The sequence below is a fragment of the Acinetobacter sp. YH01022 genome (genome assembly GCF_013420235.1).
Lineage (GTDB): Bacteria > Pseudomonadota > Gammaproteobacteria > Pseudomonadales > Moraxellaceae > Acinetobacter.
Genome location: NZ_VOYP01000012.1, coordinates 43744 through 62723, shown reverse-complemented (window position 1 = coordinate 62723; position 18980 = coordinate 43744). Strand labels below are relative to the sequence as shown.

20 protein-coding genes are annotated in these 18980 nt (G+C 40.8%); 6 read left to right on the top strand and 14 right to left on the bottom strand.

What is annotated here, in order from left to right; translation table 11 throughout:
- Positions 1-37: 37 nt before the first annotated feature.
- The 7 genes from FTT87_RS06240 to FTT87_RS06210 all read right to left on the bottom strand — a co-directional run bounded on the left by FTT87_RS06240 (position 38) and on the right by FTT87_RS06210 (position 6995).
- Positions 38-712 carry a hypothetical protein gene (locus tag FTT87_RS06240; RefSeq protein WP_180043441.1) on the bottom strand — a complete coding sequence of 225 codons (675 nt, stop codon included), beginning with the start codon at positions 710-712 and terminating at the stop codon, positions 38-40.
- Positions 713-774: 62 nt separating this feature from the next.
- A complete protein-coding gene (gene rodA / locus FTT87_RS06235; protein ID WP_180043440.1) occupies positions 775-1911 on the bottom strand; it encodes a rod shape-determining protein RodA in 1137 nt (378 codons plus the stop codon).
- A 101-nt stretch (positions 1912-2012) separates the two neighbouring features.
- Positions 2013-2711: a 2-C-methyl-D-erythritol 4-phosphate cytidylyltransferase gene (gene ispD / locus FTT87_RS06230; protein ID WP_180043438.1), complete on the bottom strand. Its 699-nt coding sequence runs from the start codon at positions 2709-2711 to the stop codon at positions 2013-2015.
- A complete protein-coding gene (locus FTT87_RS06225) occupies positions 2701-3105 on the bottom strand; it encodes a septum formation initiator family protein (RefSeq protein ID WP_180043436.1) in 405 nt (134 codons plus the stop codon). Before FTT87_RS06225 ends, ispD begins: the two co-directional genes overlap by 11 nt.
- Positions 3106-3114: 9 nt before the next feature.
- Positions 3115-4404 carry a phosphopyruvate hydratase gene (eno, locus tag FTT87_RS06220; protein ID WP_086196318.1) on the bottom strand — a complete coding sequence of 430 codons (1290 nt, stop codon included), beginning with the start codon at positions 4402-4404 and terminating at the stop codon, positions 3115-3117.
- 60 nt (positions 4405-4464) lie between these two features.
- A complete protein-coding gene (gene kdsA, locus FTT87_RS06215) occupies positions 4465-5322 on the bottom strand; it encodes a 3-deoxy-8-phosphooctulonate synthase (protein ID WP_086196319.1) in 858 nt (285 codons plus the stop codon).
- A gap of 32 nt (positions 5323-5354) precedes the next feature.
- Positions 5355-6995 (bottom strand): CTP synthase, encoded by a 1641-nt coding sequence (locus tag FTT87_RS06210; RefSeq protein ID WP_180043435.1) that lies wholly within the window; start codon positions 6993-6995, stop codon positions 5355-5357.
- A gap of 226 nt (positions 6996-7221) precedes the next feature.
- On the opposite strand from FTT87_RS06210, the gene FTT87_RS06205 reads away from it, so the two are divergent.
- The 3 genes from FTT87_RS06205 to FTT87_RS06195 all read left to right on the top strand — a co-directional run bounded on the left by FTT87_RS06205 (position 7222) and on the right by FTT87_RS06195 (position 9002).
- Positions 7222-7641 carry an internalin gene (locus FTT87_RS06205; RefSeq protein WP_180043433.1) on the top strand — a complete coding sequence of 140 codons (420 nt, stop codon included), beginning with the start codon at positions 7222-7224 and terminating at the stop codon, positions 7639-7641.
- A 258-nt stretch (positions 7642-7899) separates the two neighbouring features.
- Entirely contained in the window at positions 7900-8376 is a 477-nt protein-coding gene (locus tag FTT87_RS06200; RefSeq protein ID WP_180043431.1) for a CinA family protein, read from the top strand.
- A 2-nt stretch (positions 8377-8378) separates the two neighbouring features.
- Complete coding sequence (locus FTT87_RS06195; protein ID WP_180043429.1) at positions 8379-9002, top strand: aminotransferase; 624 nt, start codon at positions 8379-8381, stop codon at positions 9000-9002.
- Between the two features lie 33 nt (positions 9003-9035).
- On the opposite strand, the gene prpC is transcribed toward FTT87_RS06195, so the two are convergent.
- The gene (prpC, locus tag FTT87_RS06190) at positions 9036-10172 is read right to left on the bottom strand and encodes a 2-methylcitrate synthase (RefSeq protein WP_180043427.1); all 1137 of its coding nucleotides are present in this window, start codon (positions 10170-10172) and stop codon (positions 9036-9038) included.
- A 37-nt stretch (positions 10173-10209) separates the two neighbouring features.
- A complete protein-coding gene (gene prpB, locus FTT87_RS06185; RefSeq protein ID WP_086174234.1) occupies positions 10210-11085 on the bottom strand; it encodes a methylisocitrate lyase in 876 nt (291 codons plus the stop codon).
- Between the two features lie 336 nt (positions 11086-11421).
- Here prpB and FTT87_RS06180 point away from each other — a divergent pair, with 336 nt between their 5' ends.
- The 3 genes from FTT87_RS06180 to FTT87_RS06170 all read left to right on the top strand — a co-directional run bounded on the left by FTT87_RS06180 (position 11422) and on the right by FTT87_RS06170 (position 13678).
- Positions 11422-12072: a TetR/AcrR family transcriptional regulator gene (locus tag FTT87_RS06180; protein ID WP_086196325.1), complete on the top strand. Its 651-nt coding sequence runs from the start codon at positions 11422-11424 to the stop codon at positions 12070-12072.
- Between the two features lie 114 nt (positions 12073-12186).
- On the top strand, positions 12187-13107 hold the full coding sequence (argF, locus tag FTT87_RS06175) for an ornithine carbamoyltransferase (protein WP_180043425.1): 921 nt from the start codon (positions 12187-12189) through the stop codon (positions 13105-13107).
- 100 nt (positions 13108-13207) lie between these two features.
- Positions 13208-13678, top strand: a complete 471-nt coding sequence (locus FTT87_RS06170; RefSeq protein ID WP_180043423.1) for a hypothetical protein — start codon at positions 13208-13210, stop codon at positions 13676-13678.
- A 25-nt stretch (positions 13679-13703) separates the two neighbouring features.
- On the opposite strand, the gene FTT87_RS06165 is transcribed toward FTT87_RS06170, so the two are convergent.
- The 5 genes from FTT87_RS06165 to argC all read right to left on the bottom strand — a co-directional run bounded on the left by FTT87_RS06165 (position 13704) and on the right by argC (position 18796).
- Positions 13704-14057, bottom strand: a complete 354-nt coding sequence (locus FTT87_RS06165; RefSeq protein ID WP_180043421.1) for a YnfA family protein — start codon at positions 14055-14057, stop codon at positions 13704-13706.
- A 131-nt stretch (positions 14058-14188) separates the two neighbouring features.
- On the bottom strand, positions 14189-16465 hold the full coding sequence (gene clpA / locus FTT87_RS06160; RefSeq protein WP_180043419.1) for an ATP-dependent Clp protease ATP-binding subunit ClpA: 2277 nt from the start codon (positions 16463-16465) through the stop codon (positions 14189-14191).
- A 9-nt stretch (positions 16466-16474) separates the two neighbouring features.
- Positions 16475-16888 (bottom strand): ATP-dependent Clp protease adapter ClpS, encoded by a 414-nt coding sequence (gene clpS, locus FTT87_RS06155; protein ID WP_180043417.1) that lies wholly within the window; start codon positions 16886-16888, stop codon positions 16475-16477.
- An 18-nt stretch (positions 16889-16906) separates the two neighbouring features.
- A complete protein-coding gene (locus tag FTT87_RS06150) occupies positions 16907-17662 on the bottom strand; it encodes a DUF6776 family protein (protein WP_086196331.1) in 756 nt (251 codons plus the stop codon).
- A gap of 78 nt (positions 17663-17740) precedes the next feature.
- Entirely contained in the window at positions 17741-18796 is a 1056-nt protein-coding gene (argC, locus tag FTT87_RS06145) for an N-acetyl-gamma-glutamyl-phosphate reductase (RefSeq protein ID WP_180081603.1), read from the bottom strand.
- Positions 18797-18980: the final 184 nt, after the last annotated feature.

Genomic DNA, 18980 nt, shown 5'->3' with positions numbered 1-18980 from the left:
CGTTCTAAAAAGCCCACATTTGTGGGCTTTTTTACATCTACTTATAACGCGCTAAAATCTTTTCCCGCTCTTCTTTCGATATATCTTCAGGCAACATAAAACATTCACGATACTTTTGAAGAAAAATCTGAATAAGCTTTTGACAATCAGGCAAAGTATGTTTTAAATAAATCTGTGCACTCATCATTGTTAAATTGTTAGATTGCTTAATAATCAATTTTTTGTGTTCATCACCCAAACCAAAGGTGTGACGCAAAAATGTTTGCTTCCCACTATGTACAATTGAATTAAGATAATCCAAAGAGAATAACTTGAACTCTTCGAGTTGAGCGACAATATGCTTGATTTCCTGAATTTCCTTCAAAGCTTCAATCATCGGCGTTGCAGTAAAACGGCTAATACTTTTATGTTCCTTTAAAGTAAGCTGCTCTATTGAATCCAGCACGCCCAACTCACACACTTGCTCATCCGTTGCTACAAATAATATCCAATAAGCACGCACTAAAGATTCAAATTGTGTACGAAACAACGCAAGAGCCGATATAAACAGTTCAGTTTCTAATAATGTTTTAACCGCTAATCCATGTTCAATCGATATGTCACAACACTGATATACTAAATCTAGACGTAGCCCGCCATCTACAAATTCAGACTGCGATAATTCTTGATTTAATTCATTAACCATCGTCATTGATTGTTCAAATAAATCCATTTATTTTCCCCCAAAAATAAAAAAGCCAGATCAAATCTAGCTTTTTAATATTAATATCAACATCAACGATGGGTATGGATCGACATCACAATCCCCATACTCGCCAGTAATGAAATTACTGCCGAGCCACCATAACTCATCAGTGGCAGAGGGTCCCCAGTTACAGGTAAAATTCCGCTGGCCATTCCTGAGTTTAAAAATACAAAGAAAAAGAACGTCAGCCCGATAGCACCCGCATATAAGCGTCCAAAATTATGAAAACTATTCAAGCCAATCATCAAGCAACGGATAATAATTGCAGCAAACAGACTAAATAATAAAAATACCCCGACAAAGCCATATTCTTCAGCATAGGCAGACATAATGAAGTCGGTATGATTTTCAGGCAAGTAACCCAAATGCGACTGAGTACCGGTCAAATATCCTTTCCCGGTTAACCCCCCAGAACCAATAGCAATTTTGGACTGGATGATGTTCCAGCCAGCACCCAATGCATCGGACTCAGGATCAAATAAGGTCAAGATACGTTTCTTTTGATAGGTTTGCAGTACAAACATCCATAAAACCGGTGCTGCAACAGCCAAAGCCGTCAGAGCTCCCAAAATCAAACGCCAAGACATGCCACACAGAAACAAGACAAAAACACCGGGAATAATCAGACCAATGTTCAAATCTGGTTGTAGTGCCACCAGTACAAACGGAATCATCATCAGGATGAGCCCAGTCACGATCTGCAAAAAGGTAGGTGGAAATACACGACGTGAAAAATACCATGCCATCATCAGCGGCATGGCAAATTTCATGATTTCACTGGGCTGCATACTACCAATGCCCGGAACCGTCAGCCAGCGCTTTGCCCCCAAACGCGTATCACCAATCACCAGAACCAGCACCAGTAGCACCATGCCCAGCATATAAAAATATGGACTGACCGCCTGATAAACTTTTGGCGGAACCTGGGCACATAAAAACATGAGGATGAAACCGACACCAAAACTGGTGGCCTGACGAATCACCATACTGCTATCTTGCAGAGTTGCGCTATAAACCACCATCAATCCCAATATTGAATTCAATACCAGAAAAGAAAGCAGCCATGGATCCAAGTGTAATTTGGCCCATCTGGATGAGTCATGTTTAATGCTTCTACCATCACGTAAAGAGTGACGTAAAAAACGATACTGGGGGGATGGTATCATTTGAAATATTTGAACAAGCTAGAGACAGCGCAAATTATAAGTTTAAAGTGTTTAAATAACATCATTAAGTCCCATATTTCTGCATTTTTATCTTGTAGACTTTAAACTGCTTGCTGGGAGGCTAAGATTAAACGCGCCAACTCCAGATCATCGGCATAGGTAATTTTAATATTATCTGATCGACCCTGTACCACTTTTACTGGTTCACCCACGTACTCCAGAGCACTGGCTTCATCGGTAATGGTCATACCATCCTGCAATGCTTTTTCAATGGCATGTTTTAAGATACCTAATCTTGAAATTTGGGGTGTCTGAGCTTGCCATAAATGGTCTCGACTAACTGTCTTGGCAATTGTATTTGCATGTGCAACATATTTTAAGGTGTCACGAACGGGAATCGCCAAAATCGCACTGCAATTTTCCTGAATAGCCGTATTCACCAACAGCTGCAAGCAGTCTTGGGTCACACAAGGACGTGCGGCATCATGTACCAATACCCAATCCTCTTCAGCTGCAAATGCTTCAAGATAGCTTAAGGCATTCAGAACCGAATTCACCCGTTCTGCGCCACCCGGACAAAAATGAGCCTTTTCAGGATGGGAGAATGTCAAGGTTTTTGCAACATCATCCTGTGTACCAATAGCCAGAACATAACCTGCCAAAGGCAACTGATTCAGACGTGCAACGGTATGCTCAAGTACGGTTAGATCTTGAATCTGTTGATATTGTTTAAGTTCAGTTTTAGAAAAACGACTTCCGGAACCAGCAGCAGGAATAACTGCCCAAATTTTATGGTGCACTTTCTACGGGTGCTCCAGTTTCATTTTCATTGGTTCTTAAATCTGCTTTGGCATTTGGATCAATATAAATAGGCTTATAGTTTGTACTAATAGTACTCATTTGTACAAAAGTTTCATGCGGCTTGATCAAGCCCAAGTCTAAACGCGCATGCTCTTCAATGGCTTCAATACCATTTTTCAAGTCATAAACTTCAGCAGCGAGAACTCGGTTACGTTCTTTAAGTTCCGTATTTAATTCTGTTTGTTGTTGAATTTTTTCAGCCAGTTTTTGATGGTCATGGTAACCACCTTCACCAAACCAGAATAAGTACTGAAACCCTGCGATCAAAATGATCGCAAGGCCCAATAATGCTTTACTCACTTTGGAGTCAAATACATTGAATAGAGATAGCATGATATGTGCTTAGTTCAAACCTTTGAACTCAGCTTTACCGCGATATGCAGCTTTAGTCAATTCTTCGATACGAAGTAATTGGTTATATTTTGCTACACGGTCAGAACGGCAAAGTGAACCTGTCTTGATTTGACCCGCTGCTGTACCTACTGCAAGATCAGCAATAGTCGAATCTTCAGTTTCGCCTGAACGGTGAGAAATTACTGTAGAGTAACCATTTGCTTTCGCAAGATAGATAGCATCTAGAGTTTCAGTCAAGGTACCGATCTGGTTGTATTTGATCAAGATAGAGTTAGCAACTTTCTCATTGATACCGCGTTGAAGGATTTTTGGATTGGTTACGAACAGGTCATCACCCACCAACTGGATCTTGTCGCCAAGGATAGAAGTCAGGTAAGACCAGCCTTCCCAGTCAGACTCATCCAGGCCATCTTCAATCGAGATGATTGGGTATTGGTTTACAAGACCCGCAAGGTAGTCAGAGAACTGGTTGCTTGTGAATGCTTTGTTGCCTTCGCCAGCAAGAATGTACTGACCATCTTTGTAGAATTCTGAAGATGCGCAGTCAAGTGCAAGCATGATGTCAGAACCCGCTTTATAACCCGTTTGCTCAATCGCAGAAAGGATTACAGTAATCGCTTCTTCATTTGAACGTAAGTTTGGTGCAAAACCACCTTCATCACCCACCGCAGTATTCAAACCTTGTTTCTTTAAAACTGATTTTAAAGAATGGAAGATTTCAGCACCCGCACGTAACGCTTCAGAGAATGAAGTAAAGCCCACTGGCTCAATCATAAACTCTTGAATGTCAACGTTGTTATCTGCGTGTGAACCACCGTTCAAGATGTTCATCATTGGAACGGGCATAGTTAAAATGCTGTTGTTACGAAGGTCTGCGATGTATTGGAAAAGAGGAATTTTCTTTTCGTCAGCAGCAGCACGTGCAGCAGCCAAAGATACCGCTAGAGTTGCGTTCGCACCTAGTTTTTCTTTGTTTTCTGTACCGTCAAGCGCGATCATTGTGTTATCAATATCTTTTTGTTCAAAGACTGATTTACCCAACAATGCGTCACGAATTACTGTGTTAACGTTGTTAACTGCAGTTTTAACGCCTTTACCCAAGTAACGTGCTTTATCGCCGTCACGAAGTTCTAAAGCTTCACGAGAACCAGTTGAAGCACCAGATGGTGCACATGCACGGCCAACTACGCCAGATGCCAAGATTACGTCTGCTTCGATGGTTGGGTTACCACGAGAGTCCAAAATTTCACGTGCACGAATGTCAACGATTTGACTCATGAACAATTCCTCAGTTGATGAATAACGCGATGCTTTAGAAGGCATCAAGGTGTATATGATTTAGTGTGTATCTAACTTTTTGAAACCTTTAACCAAGGTATCCAATTCTTTCAGCTGCGCCAAGAATGGCTCCAGTTGCGACATACGAAGTGCACAAGGACCATCACATTTAGCATGTTCAGGATCTGGATGAGCTTCCAAGAATAAACCCGCCAGACCAGTGGCCATACCCGCACGAGCCAAAGTGGTAATTTGCGCACGGCGACCGCCCGCAGAATCTGCACGCCCACCTGGAGTTTGCAGCGCGTGGGTGACATCAAAGAATACAGGCACATTCATTTCTTTCATGATGTCGAAGCCCAGCATATCTACAACCAGGTTGTTATAGCCAAAGGCCGAACCACGTTCACAAAGAATCAGCTTGTCATTTCCGGCTTCCAGACACTTATGCAAAATATGGCGCATTTCGTGTGGCGCAAGGAATTGTGCTTTTTTGATATTGATGATGGCATCGGTTTTTGCCATAGCTTCAACCAGATCAGTCTGACGGCTCAAGAATGCTGGAAGCTGGATAATATCCGCCACTTCAGCAACAGGTGCAGCCTGATAAGGTTCATGTACATCAGTAATGATGGGTACATTGAAGTGTTTTTTAATGTCTGCTAACCACTCGATCCCTTTTTCCAAGCCTGGGCCACGGAAAGAGTTCAAGCTTGAACGGTTGGCTTTATCAAAACTTGCTTTAAACACGTAAGGAATTTCCAGACGTTTGCAGATATCAACATAAGTTTCTGCAATTTCAAAAGCAAGGTCTTTTGACTCAAGTACATTCATTCCGCCGAATAATACAAATGGCAAGTGATTTGCCATTTGTATATCGCCTAAACGTACAATTTCTTGTGGTTTTAATTGCGACATTTAAACTTTCCTAGTTTAGTCTTGCCCAGCCATTATTTGGTTTTTTGGTACTGTTTTTTCGCAGCATCAATAAAGCTGGCAAATAATGGGTGCCCATCACGTGGTGAACTTGTAAATTCCGGGTGGAATTGTACAGCAATAAACCAAGGATGTTGAGGAATTTCAACTGTTTCTACCAAATGTTGTACTGGTGAATAACCTGAAATCTTCAGACCTTTCTCTTCTAGCGCAGGAATGAAACGGTTGTTCATTTCATAACGGTGACGGTGACGTTCGATAATTTCATTCGAACCATACACTTCTGCAGTTTTTGTACCTGCAACCAGCTCAGATTTTTGCGCACCTAGACGCATGGTTCCGCCAAGATCAGAATCTACAGAACGCTGTTGAACTTCGCCACGCTCATCCAGCCATTCGGTAATCAAACCAATTAAAGGTGATTTGGTTGAACGGTTGAATTCTGTGGATGACGCATCCGTGATACCCGCTACGTTACGCGCGTATTCGATCACTGCCAACTGCATACCTAAACAGATACCAAGGAATGGCACACCGTTTTCACGTGCATATTTAATTGCCAGCATTTTGCCTTCAGTACCACGCTCACCAAAACCGCCCGGAACCAGAATGGCATCTGCATCTTTAAGCGCTTCATTCACATCTTGGCTTTCAAGATCTTCAGCATTGACATAGTCAATTTGGACTTTGACACGGTTTTTAATGCCCGCATGAAGAAGTGCTTCGTTTACAGATTTATATGCATCTGGAAGCTCAACGTATTTACCTACCATCGCCACACGTACTGTGTATTCAGGGTTTAATAAAGCTTCTACAACATTGTCCCAGTCTGAAAGATCCGCTTCAGGCAGGTCGTTATAACCAAAACGTTCACAAATTAAATCGTCAACATCCTGTTCATAGAACGTACGCGGGATTTGATAAATAGTACGTGCATCTTTACAGACCACAACCGCACGCGCTTCCACGTTAGTGAATAATGCAATTTTACGGGTTGTATCTGCATCAACATCATGCTCGGTACGGCAGATTAAAATATCTGGTTGAATACCAATCGATAACAACTCTTTCACTGAGTGCTGAGTCGGTTTGGTTTTCAGTTCTGCTGCTGACTTGATGTATGGAAGTAAAGTCAAGTGCATCAACATGGTACGTTTATGACCAAGCTCTACCATTAACTGACGTACAGATTCCATGAATGGGAGAGATTCGATGTCACCTACTGTTCCGCCAATTTCCACAATTGCGACGTCATAGCCTTCGCCAGCGCGAAGCACACGTTCTTTAATATTATCGGTAATATGTGGAATAACCTGAACAGTACCACCCAGATAGTCACCACGGCGTTCTTTATTTAAAACATCCTGATAAACACGACCTGATGTGAAGTTGTTCAGTTTGGTCATTTTCGCACGACGTAAGAAACGTTCGTAATAACCCAAGTCTAAGTCAGTTTCAGCACCATCCTCTGTGACAAAAACTTCACCGTGTTGGAACGGACTCATCGTTCCTGGATCGACATTAATGTATGGATCCATTTTGACCATGGTCACTTTTAAACCACGGGCTTCTAAAAGCGCAGCCACAGATGCAGCTGAAATACCTTTACCTAGTGATGATACAACACCACCAGTAACGAAAATAAAATGGGTCATTAAGTTTCTCGTACAATGGAGCCTAAATTGGCCTACAATGTTGTGCGATTTTACTTTACTCTGTACCAATAAAGCAAAGTCATTCCGCATCAATTCATAGAACAATAAACAATTGGTTATTCTATCAGCATTTCCGATAAAAAATTAGGGTAAGCTGATAGGATTTTTATATTTGTATTTGCTGTTATAATAGCAACATCCAATTAATGCTTTATTTTGTGCGATTATGAATAACAAACTTTTACTTTGTGGTGCTATTGCAGCAAGTTTACTTTTAACAGCATGTGTAAAAAAAGAAACTCCAAAAGAAGATGAGCAAGAACAGGTTGAAACAACCGAGCAAACTGAACAAATGAATCAGCCTGCAGAAGCTGTACCTTTGGAAGCTATGGAAGATAACAACGCTCAAGCTCCAGCGCAGGTAGAAGTTGAACGTGAAGAAACGCCAAATACAACTACAGTCATTCGTCGTGAAGTGCGTGAAGCTCCTCAACAGACTACAACTGAAACTGCTCAAGCTGAAGCACCAAAAGCTCAACCAAAACCTGCTTCAGAAGCCCCAGCCAAATCAAATAATGAAGCTCAGTCTGAAGATGATGCAGTAGCTGCGGCCATTGCTGCGGCAACACCTGCATTGGATCAATAAATTCAGTCAGTTTTAAAGACCCGTCTTTATGGCGGGTTTTTTATTGTGGTTTACCAGAGATCGAAAATAATTTATAGATTCTAAATAAAATTTTTATTTAAAAACGATCGAGATAAAGTTAAGCACAAAGAACATAGATTTAAAAAACATGAACCGAAAAATGAAAAACTGATTTTTTGTCTTTCACCATATTTTGAGTGAAGTCTACCCAAGATAAAAAATTTGAACTAAATAGTATTGATTTTGAGACACAAACCTATGCTAAAACAATGTTGTGATTTGCTTGAAACACATCAGTTAAAAATTGCTTTTATTGAAAGTGCCAGTTCTGGCTATCTTTCCAGTCAGTTTTCTATTTGCAAAAACAGTGGCGCAGAAATTTTACTGGGTGGGCTGGTCAGTTATGATCCCTCAATCAAGATCAATATCCTGCATATTGATGCTGAACTGATAGAAAAATACACCGCAGAATCTGCTGAAGTCACAGAAGCAATGGCAAGGCAAGGAAAAAATCTCTTTACTCAAGCCGATATTATTGTTGCTTGCACGGGTTTACTGAAACCTGGCGGTAGCGCAACAGAAAATAAACCTGAAGGCACATTTTTCACCTCAATTTTATATTTAAATAAAATACACAATTTTCAATATTTTATTGAGGGTACAGCATTAAAACGCCTTGATGTTTTAACTCAATATATTGCAGATGAAATCATCAAACTTATTCAGAGTGTTTAGTGATGTTTAAACTCAAAATGTTCACATTCGGATTAATCCTGCTGCCATGCAGCAGTTTTGCAACCGTAGGTGGTCCTCAAAATATCGAAGTATTGGGCTATGAAAACAAAGAGCAAAAAGTCTATCTGCTTAAACATTATCTTGATGGTCGTGGTCGCCTACCGCAACTTTATTATTATCAATTTAAAAATACCCAGCAACCGGCAAAGCTGATTCAGGTGAATTCGCTATATATTAATCCTAAAACCAAGAAAATTGATTATGACCAAGATAGTCGGCAGTTCGATAAGGAAATAGTAAAAATTAAAAAGCGGCTTAACCCTCTTGCACCACTACCTAAATCAAGCATCAAGATTCAGGTATTAAAGAAAATCACCTCTAAAGAAAAATCTTGCTATGATCCGAAAGAATATATTCCGAAATATACTTATACATACCAACTCAGCAGTCAAAGCTTGAAAAGCCAGATCCATCAGGCAATCGATTATCGCCACGGATTAAGCATATCCCAAGCTTATAAGATTCCCCGGCAACAGAAGATATTAGCGGTGGTTAAATACCTGGGCATTCCTTTTGAAACAGGTTACACCATTGAAGATCCAGTTTTACTGACTGCAAAAAAATAAAGCCTCCGAAGAGGCTTTATTCATGCTTTTATCTTAAGCTACAGTACGCTCTGCAATTGGAACCACTTTACGCAGTTCAGGGCCGGTATAATCCGCACTTGGACGAATAATACGGTTGTCTGCACGCTGTTCCATTACATGGGCTGCCCAGCCTGTTACACGGCTCATTACAAAGATTGGTGTGAACAATTTAGTTGCAATCCCCATGAAGTGGTAAGCAGATGCATGGAAGAAGTCTGCATTACAGAACAATTTCTTCTCGCGCCACATCACCTCTTCACAGCGTACTGATACCGGGTAAAGTACTGTATCACCGACATCTTGAGCTAAACGCTCAGACCAGATTTTGATGATGCCATTACGTGGGTCATTGTCTTTATAGATTGCATGACCAAAGCCCATGATCTTTTCTTTACGCTCCAGCTTACCCAGCATTTCGCGTTCGGCTTCTTCTGGAGAGGTCCAGTTTTCAATCATTTCCATCGCTGCTTCATTGGCACCGCCATGTAATGGACCACGAAGTGAACCAATAGCACCAGTAATACATGAGTGCATATCAGACAACGTAGATGCACACACGCGCGCAGTAAATGTAGATGCGTTGAATTCATGCTCTGCATAAAGAATCAGCGACACATTCATCACCTGTTCATGCAATTCATTCGGTTTTTCACCACGCAGTAAATGCAGGAATTGTGCACCAATTGAATCATCATCGGTATTTTCTTCAATGCGCACGCCATCGTGGCTATAACGATACCAATAGCAAATAATTGCAGGTAAAGTCGCCAAAATACGGTCGGCAACATCTTGCTGCTCATCAAAAGATTTTTCAGTTTCCAAGTTGCCTAGCATGGACACACCGGTACGCATCACATCCATCGGATGCGAATCTGCCGGAATGCGTTCCAACACTTCTTTCAACGCTTGTGGAAGCTGACGTAAAGATTTCAATTTGGCCTTATAAGCCGCAAGCTGTTCAGTCGTTGGCAATTCACCAAAGAAGATAAGATAAGCCACTTCTTCAAATTGGCAATTTTCCGCCAGATCCTGCACATCATAACCACGATAGGTTAAGCCTGCGCCACTCTTACCAACAGTAGAAAGTGCGGTTTTACCTGCAACCTGTCCACGTAATCCTGCACCTGTCAGTACTTTTCCTTCAGCCATTTTTAATTCTCCATTTTGAATTATTTATTTAAAAAATTTATTTAAACAATTTATCTAAAGTGTTCTCAAACGTATGATAATCAAGAAACTCGTAAAGCTCTTTACGCTGTTGCATCTTGTCCAATACATTCACTTGCGTACCGTTTTCACGGATAGAACGCATCACTTCCAATGCCGCTTTCTGCATTGCACGTGTCGCAGACAGTGGATAAAGTACCATACGAATACCTTGTTCACCCAACTCATCTACGGTGTAATAAGGCGTATCACCAAATTCGGTAATATTTGCCAATACAGGCACACCTACAGCATCACACACTGTACGATACATGGTAATGTCAGTCATCGCTTCAGCAAAGATTGCATCCGCACCAGCTTCAACACATGCACATGCACGGTCAATCACCGCTTGTAAACCTTCTTTTTGCAAGGCATCGGTACGCGCCATCACCACAAAGTTTGAATCAGTCTTGGCATCCACCGCTGCTTTAATACGGTCAACCATTTCCTGCTGGGTCACAATTTCCTTGTTTGGACGGTGACCACAACGCTTTTGTGCAACCTGATCTTCAATATGAACGGCTGCAGCACCAGCCGCAATCATCTGTTTAACAGTACGGGCGATATTAAATGCTCCGCCCCATCCCGTATCAATATCTACAAGTAAAGGCGTATCGACACGCTCAGTGATACGACGTACATCTTCCAGAACATTGTCCAAACTGGTCATACCCAAGTCAGGCAATCCGTAAGAATAGTTGGCAACTCCTGCGCCCGATACATAAATGGCTTTATAACCCACTTCTTTCGCCATCATGGCTGCATAGGCATTCACTGTGCCGATAATTTGTAATGGCTTTTCAACTTCCAGTGCTTGTCTAAATCTTAAGCCTGCAGACATTTGTTGTGTCATCTTCCTTTCCACAGTTTAACTTTATTTATCGAAGTTTGAGTATATCCATAAACCTCTGTTTGGCCATGACTCTTTAGAATTTTTACTCTATAACTTTAGTCAAATAATTCTCAAATTTATTGCACAATAAATTTTCGTGATATTAGATATTATTTATTTTTGATAAACACAGCTTTTTTGTATTCTAAATAAGCTAAATTTGAGCTATTTTCTAAAATAATGACTTTTTCAGTTCAAATCATGCCGTACGCGAGTACACTTCTACACAGCACGCTTTACATATATTTGTTATAATAACAATCTCCCTCCTATTTAATTGTTAGTTTTTTATCCAATATGCATAAAATCGCCCATTTAGCTCCTTTAGGTAAAGATATACCACCAACCAAGCGTGGTCATGAGCGATGTGTGGCATTATTAGTCAGTGCAACCGACCTGTTTTTAGAACGTGGTTACGATGCAGTATCACTGGATGATATTGTGCAACACGCAGGCGGATCTAAGGCTTCAATCTATAAATACTTTGGCAATAAAGAAGGCTTATTCAAAGCAATTTGTGATTATCGTCGGGAACAGTTTTTTAAAGATATCTGCATCCCTTTTGAACACGGTAAAGATGATCTTCGTGTCTATTTAATCCAAACCCTGATAAATGTTAAGCAACATTTGATGCTTCCAGAAAATGTAGCCTTCCTTCGTTTAATTATTGAACAGACACAGCGCAGCCCACAGCTTGCTCTTTACATTCACGAACAGGGTCCAAAGCATATTCAAATCGCCATAGCCAATGCGCTAACCAAAGCCGATGAGATCGGGATTATTCACTGTAAACAACCGATTTATTCTGCTCAACTGTATTTTGGCATTATCCGCAATATTGAATGGTGCGTACTTATGGGTGTGCCAATCCGTGAAAATGATCAAGAAACCATCAATTACATTACTTATTGTGTAGATCGCTTCCTGGAAGGCCATCAACCCCGTTAGATTTTTTGCAATTTGTCTCGCATATAGTATATTAGCCGATTCCGTATTTTTTTCTTAACCAACCAGCAACTAATTACTGATAATTTATTTTCAGCGGTTATTGTGGAGTAAATGATGGCTCTCCGTCACTTTCTAACTTTACGTGATTTATCGACTTTAGAACTTAACCAAATTTTGCAACGCGGGATCGAACTCAAGCGTAAGCAGCATAACAATGAAGTTTTCCAACCTTTCGTTGGTAAAGTCATGGGTATGATTTTTGAAAAATCGAGTACTCGTACACGTGTTTCGTTTGAAGCTGGCATGAGTCAATTCGGTGGTAGCGCAATCTTTCTTTCTTCACGTGACTCCCAACTTGGTCGCGGTGAGCCAGTTGAAGATTCGGCACGCGTAATATCAAGCATGCTGGATATCGTAATGATCCGTACTTTCGGCCATGATATCGTTGAGCGTTTTGCTTCTTATTCAAAAGTACCTGTAATCAATGCATTAACAGATGATCACCACCCTTGCCAACTATTGGCTGACATGCAAACTTACCTTGAACACCGTGGTTCAATTGAAGGTAAAACCGTTGCCTGGATTGGTGATGGCAACAACATGTGCAACTCTTATATTGAAGCTGCACACATGTGGGGCTTTAAATTAAAAATTGCTGCACCTAAAGGCTATGAACCACAAGAAAAATTTCTGACTGAGTTTGCTCATTGCGTCGAACTTGTCGATTCAGCTGAAGATGCTGCGGTAAATGCCGATCTGATTGTGACTGATGTCTGGGCAAGCATGGGACAGGAAGAAGAGCAAAAAATCCGTGAACAAGCCTTTGCTGATTATCAGGTCAATGAACGCTTAATGGACCTTGCTCACCCAGATTGCTTATTCATGCACTGCTTGCCAGCTCACCGTGGCGAAGAAATCTCAGAAAACATGCTTGATCACAAAAATGCTGTGGTTTGGGATGAAGCTGAAAACCGCCTGCATGCACAAAAAGCACTGGTTGAATTCTTAATTAATGAAAATTTAAAGAAAGATTAAATTTTCAGCCTCAAGTTTTCTAAAAAAGTACCTTCGGGTGCTTTTTTTATGCCTATAAATTGTTTAATTTAAATCATAAGTATTCTCAGTGATGATGATCATGCCATTTAAAACAATATTTTTATGTTTAAGCACTTTTCTTATATTTAATACCGCACATGCCAAAGCCACCGAGCTCGACCAATATTTTGTTAAAAAGCAGATTCTGGATTCATCTTATAAAATTAAAGACCATAAAGCGCTGAATGAGATTTTAGATGTCATCAGTGATGAAGATTCGCGCACATTGCCTTTCCAGATCGATCAAAACATGCTGATGGAAAAATACCAAATGAGCGCGAATGGGGTAAAAATTGAAGGCATTATCACCACGCCTGATTTTACCCAGTTTGCCCAAGATGTTGGTGAAAAGGAAGTCAAAAAACTGCTGAGAAAAAATATTTTGCAGAACTGCAGCTTGTTGTTTGAAAATGAATTTCAACGTGTAAATCCCTATCATGTTGAATTAAAGCTGTCATCCGAAAGTAAAAACTATGACTTTAAGATTAAGAACAGTGAATGTTCTTTTTAAAAAGCTGTCTGATACGTTAGGCTAACTAACGTATCAAACCTTGCGGTTGTAAAATAATAATGCTTGCCCCAATCATCACTACAATTCCGCCCAGTAAATCCCAGCGACTTAATGCCACCTGATCAACAAATCTTAACCACATCAGTGCGGTAAAAATATAAATTCCACCATAGGCTGCGTAAATTCGTCCCGATGCAGCAGGATGTAGAGTGAGTAACCAGACAAATGTAGCCAGTGCCAGGACCGCTGGAATCCAAAACCACTGAGTTTTTCCCTGATTTAAAATAAGATAGGGAAAATAACACCCCAGAATTTCCATCACAGCAGTGACAAGAAATAAAAAGACCATGTTTAAAACTTTGGTAATTTGAATATCCATAAATTAAAGGTTACATCCGATTTCATTTTTCTAAAGATTTTGAAAATCATACTTGAGGTAAAACACAAAAAATTTAGATTGAAGCAAATAAAAACCCGTGCGAACACGGGTTTTTTATGAGTTATTTTTAATTACGCAGGTTCCGCAGTCTGATCTTCAAACACTTCCAGTTTAAGACCGACTGCTTTGCCATTCTCTTTCTTCACTGAAACTGCAACATTGCCGCCATGTTCTGCCAATTCACCAAAGAGAATCATCTCGGCAAGCGGTTTTTTCAGGTGTTCCTGAATCAGACGCTGCATTGGACGAGCACCCATCAAACGGTCATAGCCATTTTCGGCCATCCATTCACGTGCACTTTGATCCACTTCAAGAATGACTTTTTTATCATCCAACTGCGCCTGAAGTTCAGTCAGGAATTTATCCACGACATTTTCAATAATTGTGGTTGGCAATGCCTTGAATTGAATCACTCCATCCAGACGGTTACGGAATTCTGGAGAGAATGCGCGTTTCATTGCTTCCTGATTGTCATTACTATTATCTTGTTCTCTAAAACCAATGCTGGCACGTGAAATACTTTCTGCACCAATATTGGTGGTAAGAACCAGAATCACATTACGGAAATCTGACTTGCGACCATTATTATCTGTTAACGAGCCATGATCCATAATCTGCAATAATAAATTAAACACATCAGGATGCGCTTTTTCAATTTCATCCAACAGCAATACGCAATGTGGATTTTTATGAATGGCATCGGTCAGCAAACCGCCCTGATCAAACCCCACATAACCCGGAGGTGCACCAATTAAACGTGAAACTGCATGACGTTCCATGTATTCCGACATATCGAAACGGACAAGTTCCACACCCAGTAATTTTGCCAACTGTTTGGTGACTTCGGTTTTACCTACCCCGGTTGGGCCTGCAAACACAAAGCTACCCACAGGTTTCTCCGGTGATTTCAAGCCAGCACGCGACAATTTAATTGCAGAACCAAGTGCTTCAATGGCTTCATCCTGACCAAAGACCACACGTTTAAGATCACGCTCCAGATTTGAAAGCACCGTTTTATCATCTTTCGATACTGTTTTCGGCGGAATACGGGCAATCTTGGAGATGATATCTTCAATATTTTCAACCGTGATTAACGTATCGTCTTGCTCGGCTTTCAAACGGCGCTGAGCACCTGCTTCATCAATTACATCAATTGCTTTATCTGGCAAGAAACGGTCATTAATAAACTTGGCTGATAGCTCTACCGCTGAAACCAGCGCTTTATCATCATATTTGACATGATGAAAATCTTCAAACTTCGATTTCAAGCCACGTAAAATATCAATGGTTTCCGAAATTGAAGGTTCATTGACATCAATTTTCTGAAAACGACGTGACAAGGCATGATCTTTTTCAAAGACTTGGCGATACTCTTGGAACGTGGTTGAACCAATACAACGTAACGAACCATTCGATAAAGCCGGTTTAATTAAGTTTGATGCATCCATGGTGCTGCCCATGCTTGAACCAGCCCCAATAATCATGTGAATTTCATCAATAAATAACACGGCTTCTGGTTTCTTTTTCAACGCATTCAAGAGTTGTTTCAAGCGTTTTTCAAAGTCACCACGGTACTTGGTTCCTGCAACCAGAGCTCCAATATCCAGACTATATATTTCTGCATGGGCTAATGGCTTCGGTGCTTTACCATTAACAATCAGCCAAGCCAGTCCTTCTGCAATCGAGGTTTTACCAACCCCCGGATCACCAACCAGCAAAGGATTGTTTTTACGGCGACGACATAAAATCTGTGCTGCACGTTCAATTTCTTTTTCACGCCCGATCAAAGGATCGGTTTTACCTTTTTGCGCTTCTGCATTCAAGTTAGTGGTATATAGATCGAGTGGGCCTGCATTTGAAGAACTCGATGTTTCTCCATCCAGCTCTTCCACTTCCTCTTCAGCCTGTACGTCTTCTTTACGTGTACCATGCGATAAATATTGAGTTAATGTTAAACGATTAATTTGATGACGTTTAAGCAAGTAAACCGCAAAAGAATCACGTTCAGAATACATCGCAACAAGAATGTCTGCACCTTCAACAGTTCGATCTCCACCACTTGATTGCACATGGAAAATCGCACGTTGCAGAATACGATCAAAGCTTTCCGTCGGATGTGGTGCCTGATCACTATGTTCGCTTAATTTAGGGGTGTGTTGCTCAACATATTCTTCCAGTTCCTTGCGAAGAACGATAATGTCCGCACCACATGCTTTTAACGCATTTACTGCAGAGTCATTATCAAGTAAAGCCAACAATAAATGTTCAACCGTGAGAAACTCATGTCTCTTTTGACGAGCCATGCTTACAGCCAAACGTAATGATACTTCTAATTGACGACTGAGCATGTAATCCCCTTAATCTTTTGGCTCAATCTGACAAAGTAATGGATGACCTTGAGACCGAGCATAATTATTGACTTGGTTCGCTTTCGTTTCCGCAATGTCTCGTGGATAAACGCCTGCAACACCTTTCCCTTCATAATGTACAGTTAGCATTACTTGGGTCGCTTGGTCAAGATTCAAAGCAAAGTATTGTTGTAAAATTTCAATTACAAAATCCATAGGGGTGTAATCGTCATTCATCAAAACAACAGCATATAAGGGGGGACGCTTTAATTCAGGGGGAGCCGTTTGTACTGCAACATCCCCTTCAGCGTCATCCTGCGAGTCATTACTTAAGCGTGGACTAATATGCCAGTCGACATATCCCGATTGATGAAAAGAATTTTTGATGGTGTTTAAACAATAATGACGCTTATTCATTCGCATAGGATTTTTAATTCACATTTATTGTGCATTTGCTTCTGCTTGAGGAATTTCAGAAATAAATGCCGATTGACTCTCTATAGGTTTACCACGTCCCCAACTAAAGCGCTTAATTAACGGTGTACTTGTTGCTCCGGTTAAACGAACCTCAATGAATTGTGGTGTAAAGCCGTTAGGCATGGTCCAGCGTCCGGTTAAACGTTCATAATCTTCAAAGTTAAAGTTTTTGTCTTCCATAGGAACCACCAAAACTTCAGTACCCTGAATTAAACGCAACTCCACAGTTCCTGAAACACCCCGTCTATTCGGACTGATTTGAACCAGATCAAGTTGATATTCATAGGCATTTTCTGGTAAGGGTTTAATGCCGATATTTTGTATGGTCAGGCTTAAACCACCACGCTGACGCAACACTTCACGGTAAATTGCACTCAAACCTTCAGCCTGACTTTTATCTTCACGTGCCTGATTCAAAGCAGTAAACAAATCATTTGAATTACTGACCGCAACATCACGCTCCTGTACTGCCAGATTCAAATTTTTATTCAGCATTTCCAGGCTGGCTTTTTGCTTTTGCACTACTTCGACCAGCTGTTCGGCATCCGCCTCATAGCCAACCACAGTCAAACCTTGCCGATGCCCAACTGAATAGCCCAGCAAACCACTTCCCAGAACAAGAATGGCCGCACCAATTGCCAGCGGTAAATTACCCTTTAGAAAAGGTTTTTTACTGAGGAAATTCAGTTGTGACGGAGTATTTGAGTCAGAATTCGGCATCGTCATCTCTTATTTTGATTCATTCAAAACACACATTTAAATCCAAATCCAAATGTGTGTGAAGTCGAAAAACGTTTTTTATGGTAATAAGCCAATACCTGCAAGACCTGCATTCTCAGCAAAGCCAAACATCAGGTTCATATTTTGTACCGCCTGTCCTGCCGCACCTTTCACCAAATTGTCTTGTACAGAGAGCACAACCAGTTTTTTAGGCTGTGGTTTATACAAGGCAATTCGAAGCTGGTTGGCACCGCGTACCGAACGTGTTTCAGGTGAGCTGTTAGGTGGCATTACATCTACAAACTGTTCATTGGCATAGAATTGTTCATACAAGCTTTGCAAATCGGTAGCATCACCTGCATCAGTTAAGTCCACATACATGGTACTCAGCATACCGCGGATCATAGGAACTAAATGCGGTACAAATAAAATGTGATTAAATACATCTTTAAGACCGGAAATATTTTCCAATGCTTCCACAATTTCAGGATGATGACGATGACCTGCAACGCCATAAGCCTTAAAGTTATCGGCATTTTCAGAATAAATCATACCTAGGCTGGCTTTACGCCCTGCACCAGATACGCCGGATTTTGCATCAATAATAATACTTTCCGGTTTCACCAATGCTTCAGTTTGTTTAAATAATGGTGCCAAGCCTAACTGAACTGTAGTTGGATAACACCCAGGGTTACCCACTACATTGGCTTGTTTAATTTTGTCACGATTCAGTTCGGACAAACCGTAAACTGAATCTTTTAAAATATCTGGGCAGGCATGTTCAAGACCATACCATTTTTCAAATTGTTCCAAGTCTTGCAAACGGAAATCCGCCGCCAAGTCGATGACTTTAGTATTTGCTGCAACAAGTTCTGCTGCATGTTTCATTGCTACACCATGAGGGGTTGCAAAGAAAACCACATCGCATTTTTTCAGTTCATCAATGTTTAAATCTGAATATTCAAGATCGGTATGACCGCGCAAGCTTGGGAACATGTCATCGACACGGCGACCTTTTTCGGTACGTGATGTCAGTACATTAACCTGTACATTTGGGTGTCGTAGTAAAAGACGCAACAATTCAACGCCTGTATAACCTGTACCACCGACAATACCAACAGTAATCACGATCACTACCTCAAATCTAAAGTGTCCATTTCGTAACTGCGTAGTATGACAGGAAGTTTTGGTTTTCTAAACCATTTCTCAAAGGATTGATGTTTTTTTATAAATTTTGGATTAGCTCCTCAGTCCTGTTTCCAGTTTGTGAACTTAGCTCTTTCCAGCTTCGGCAACACAGGTAGACAGCAAATAAAAA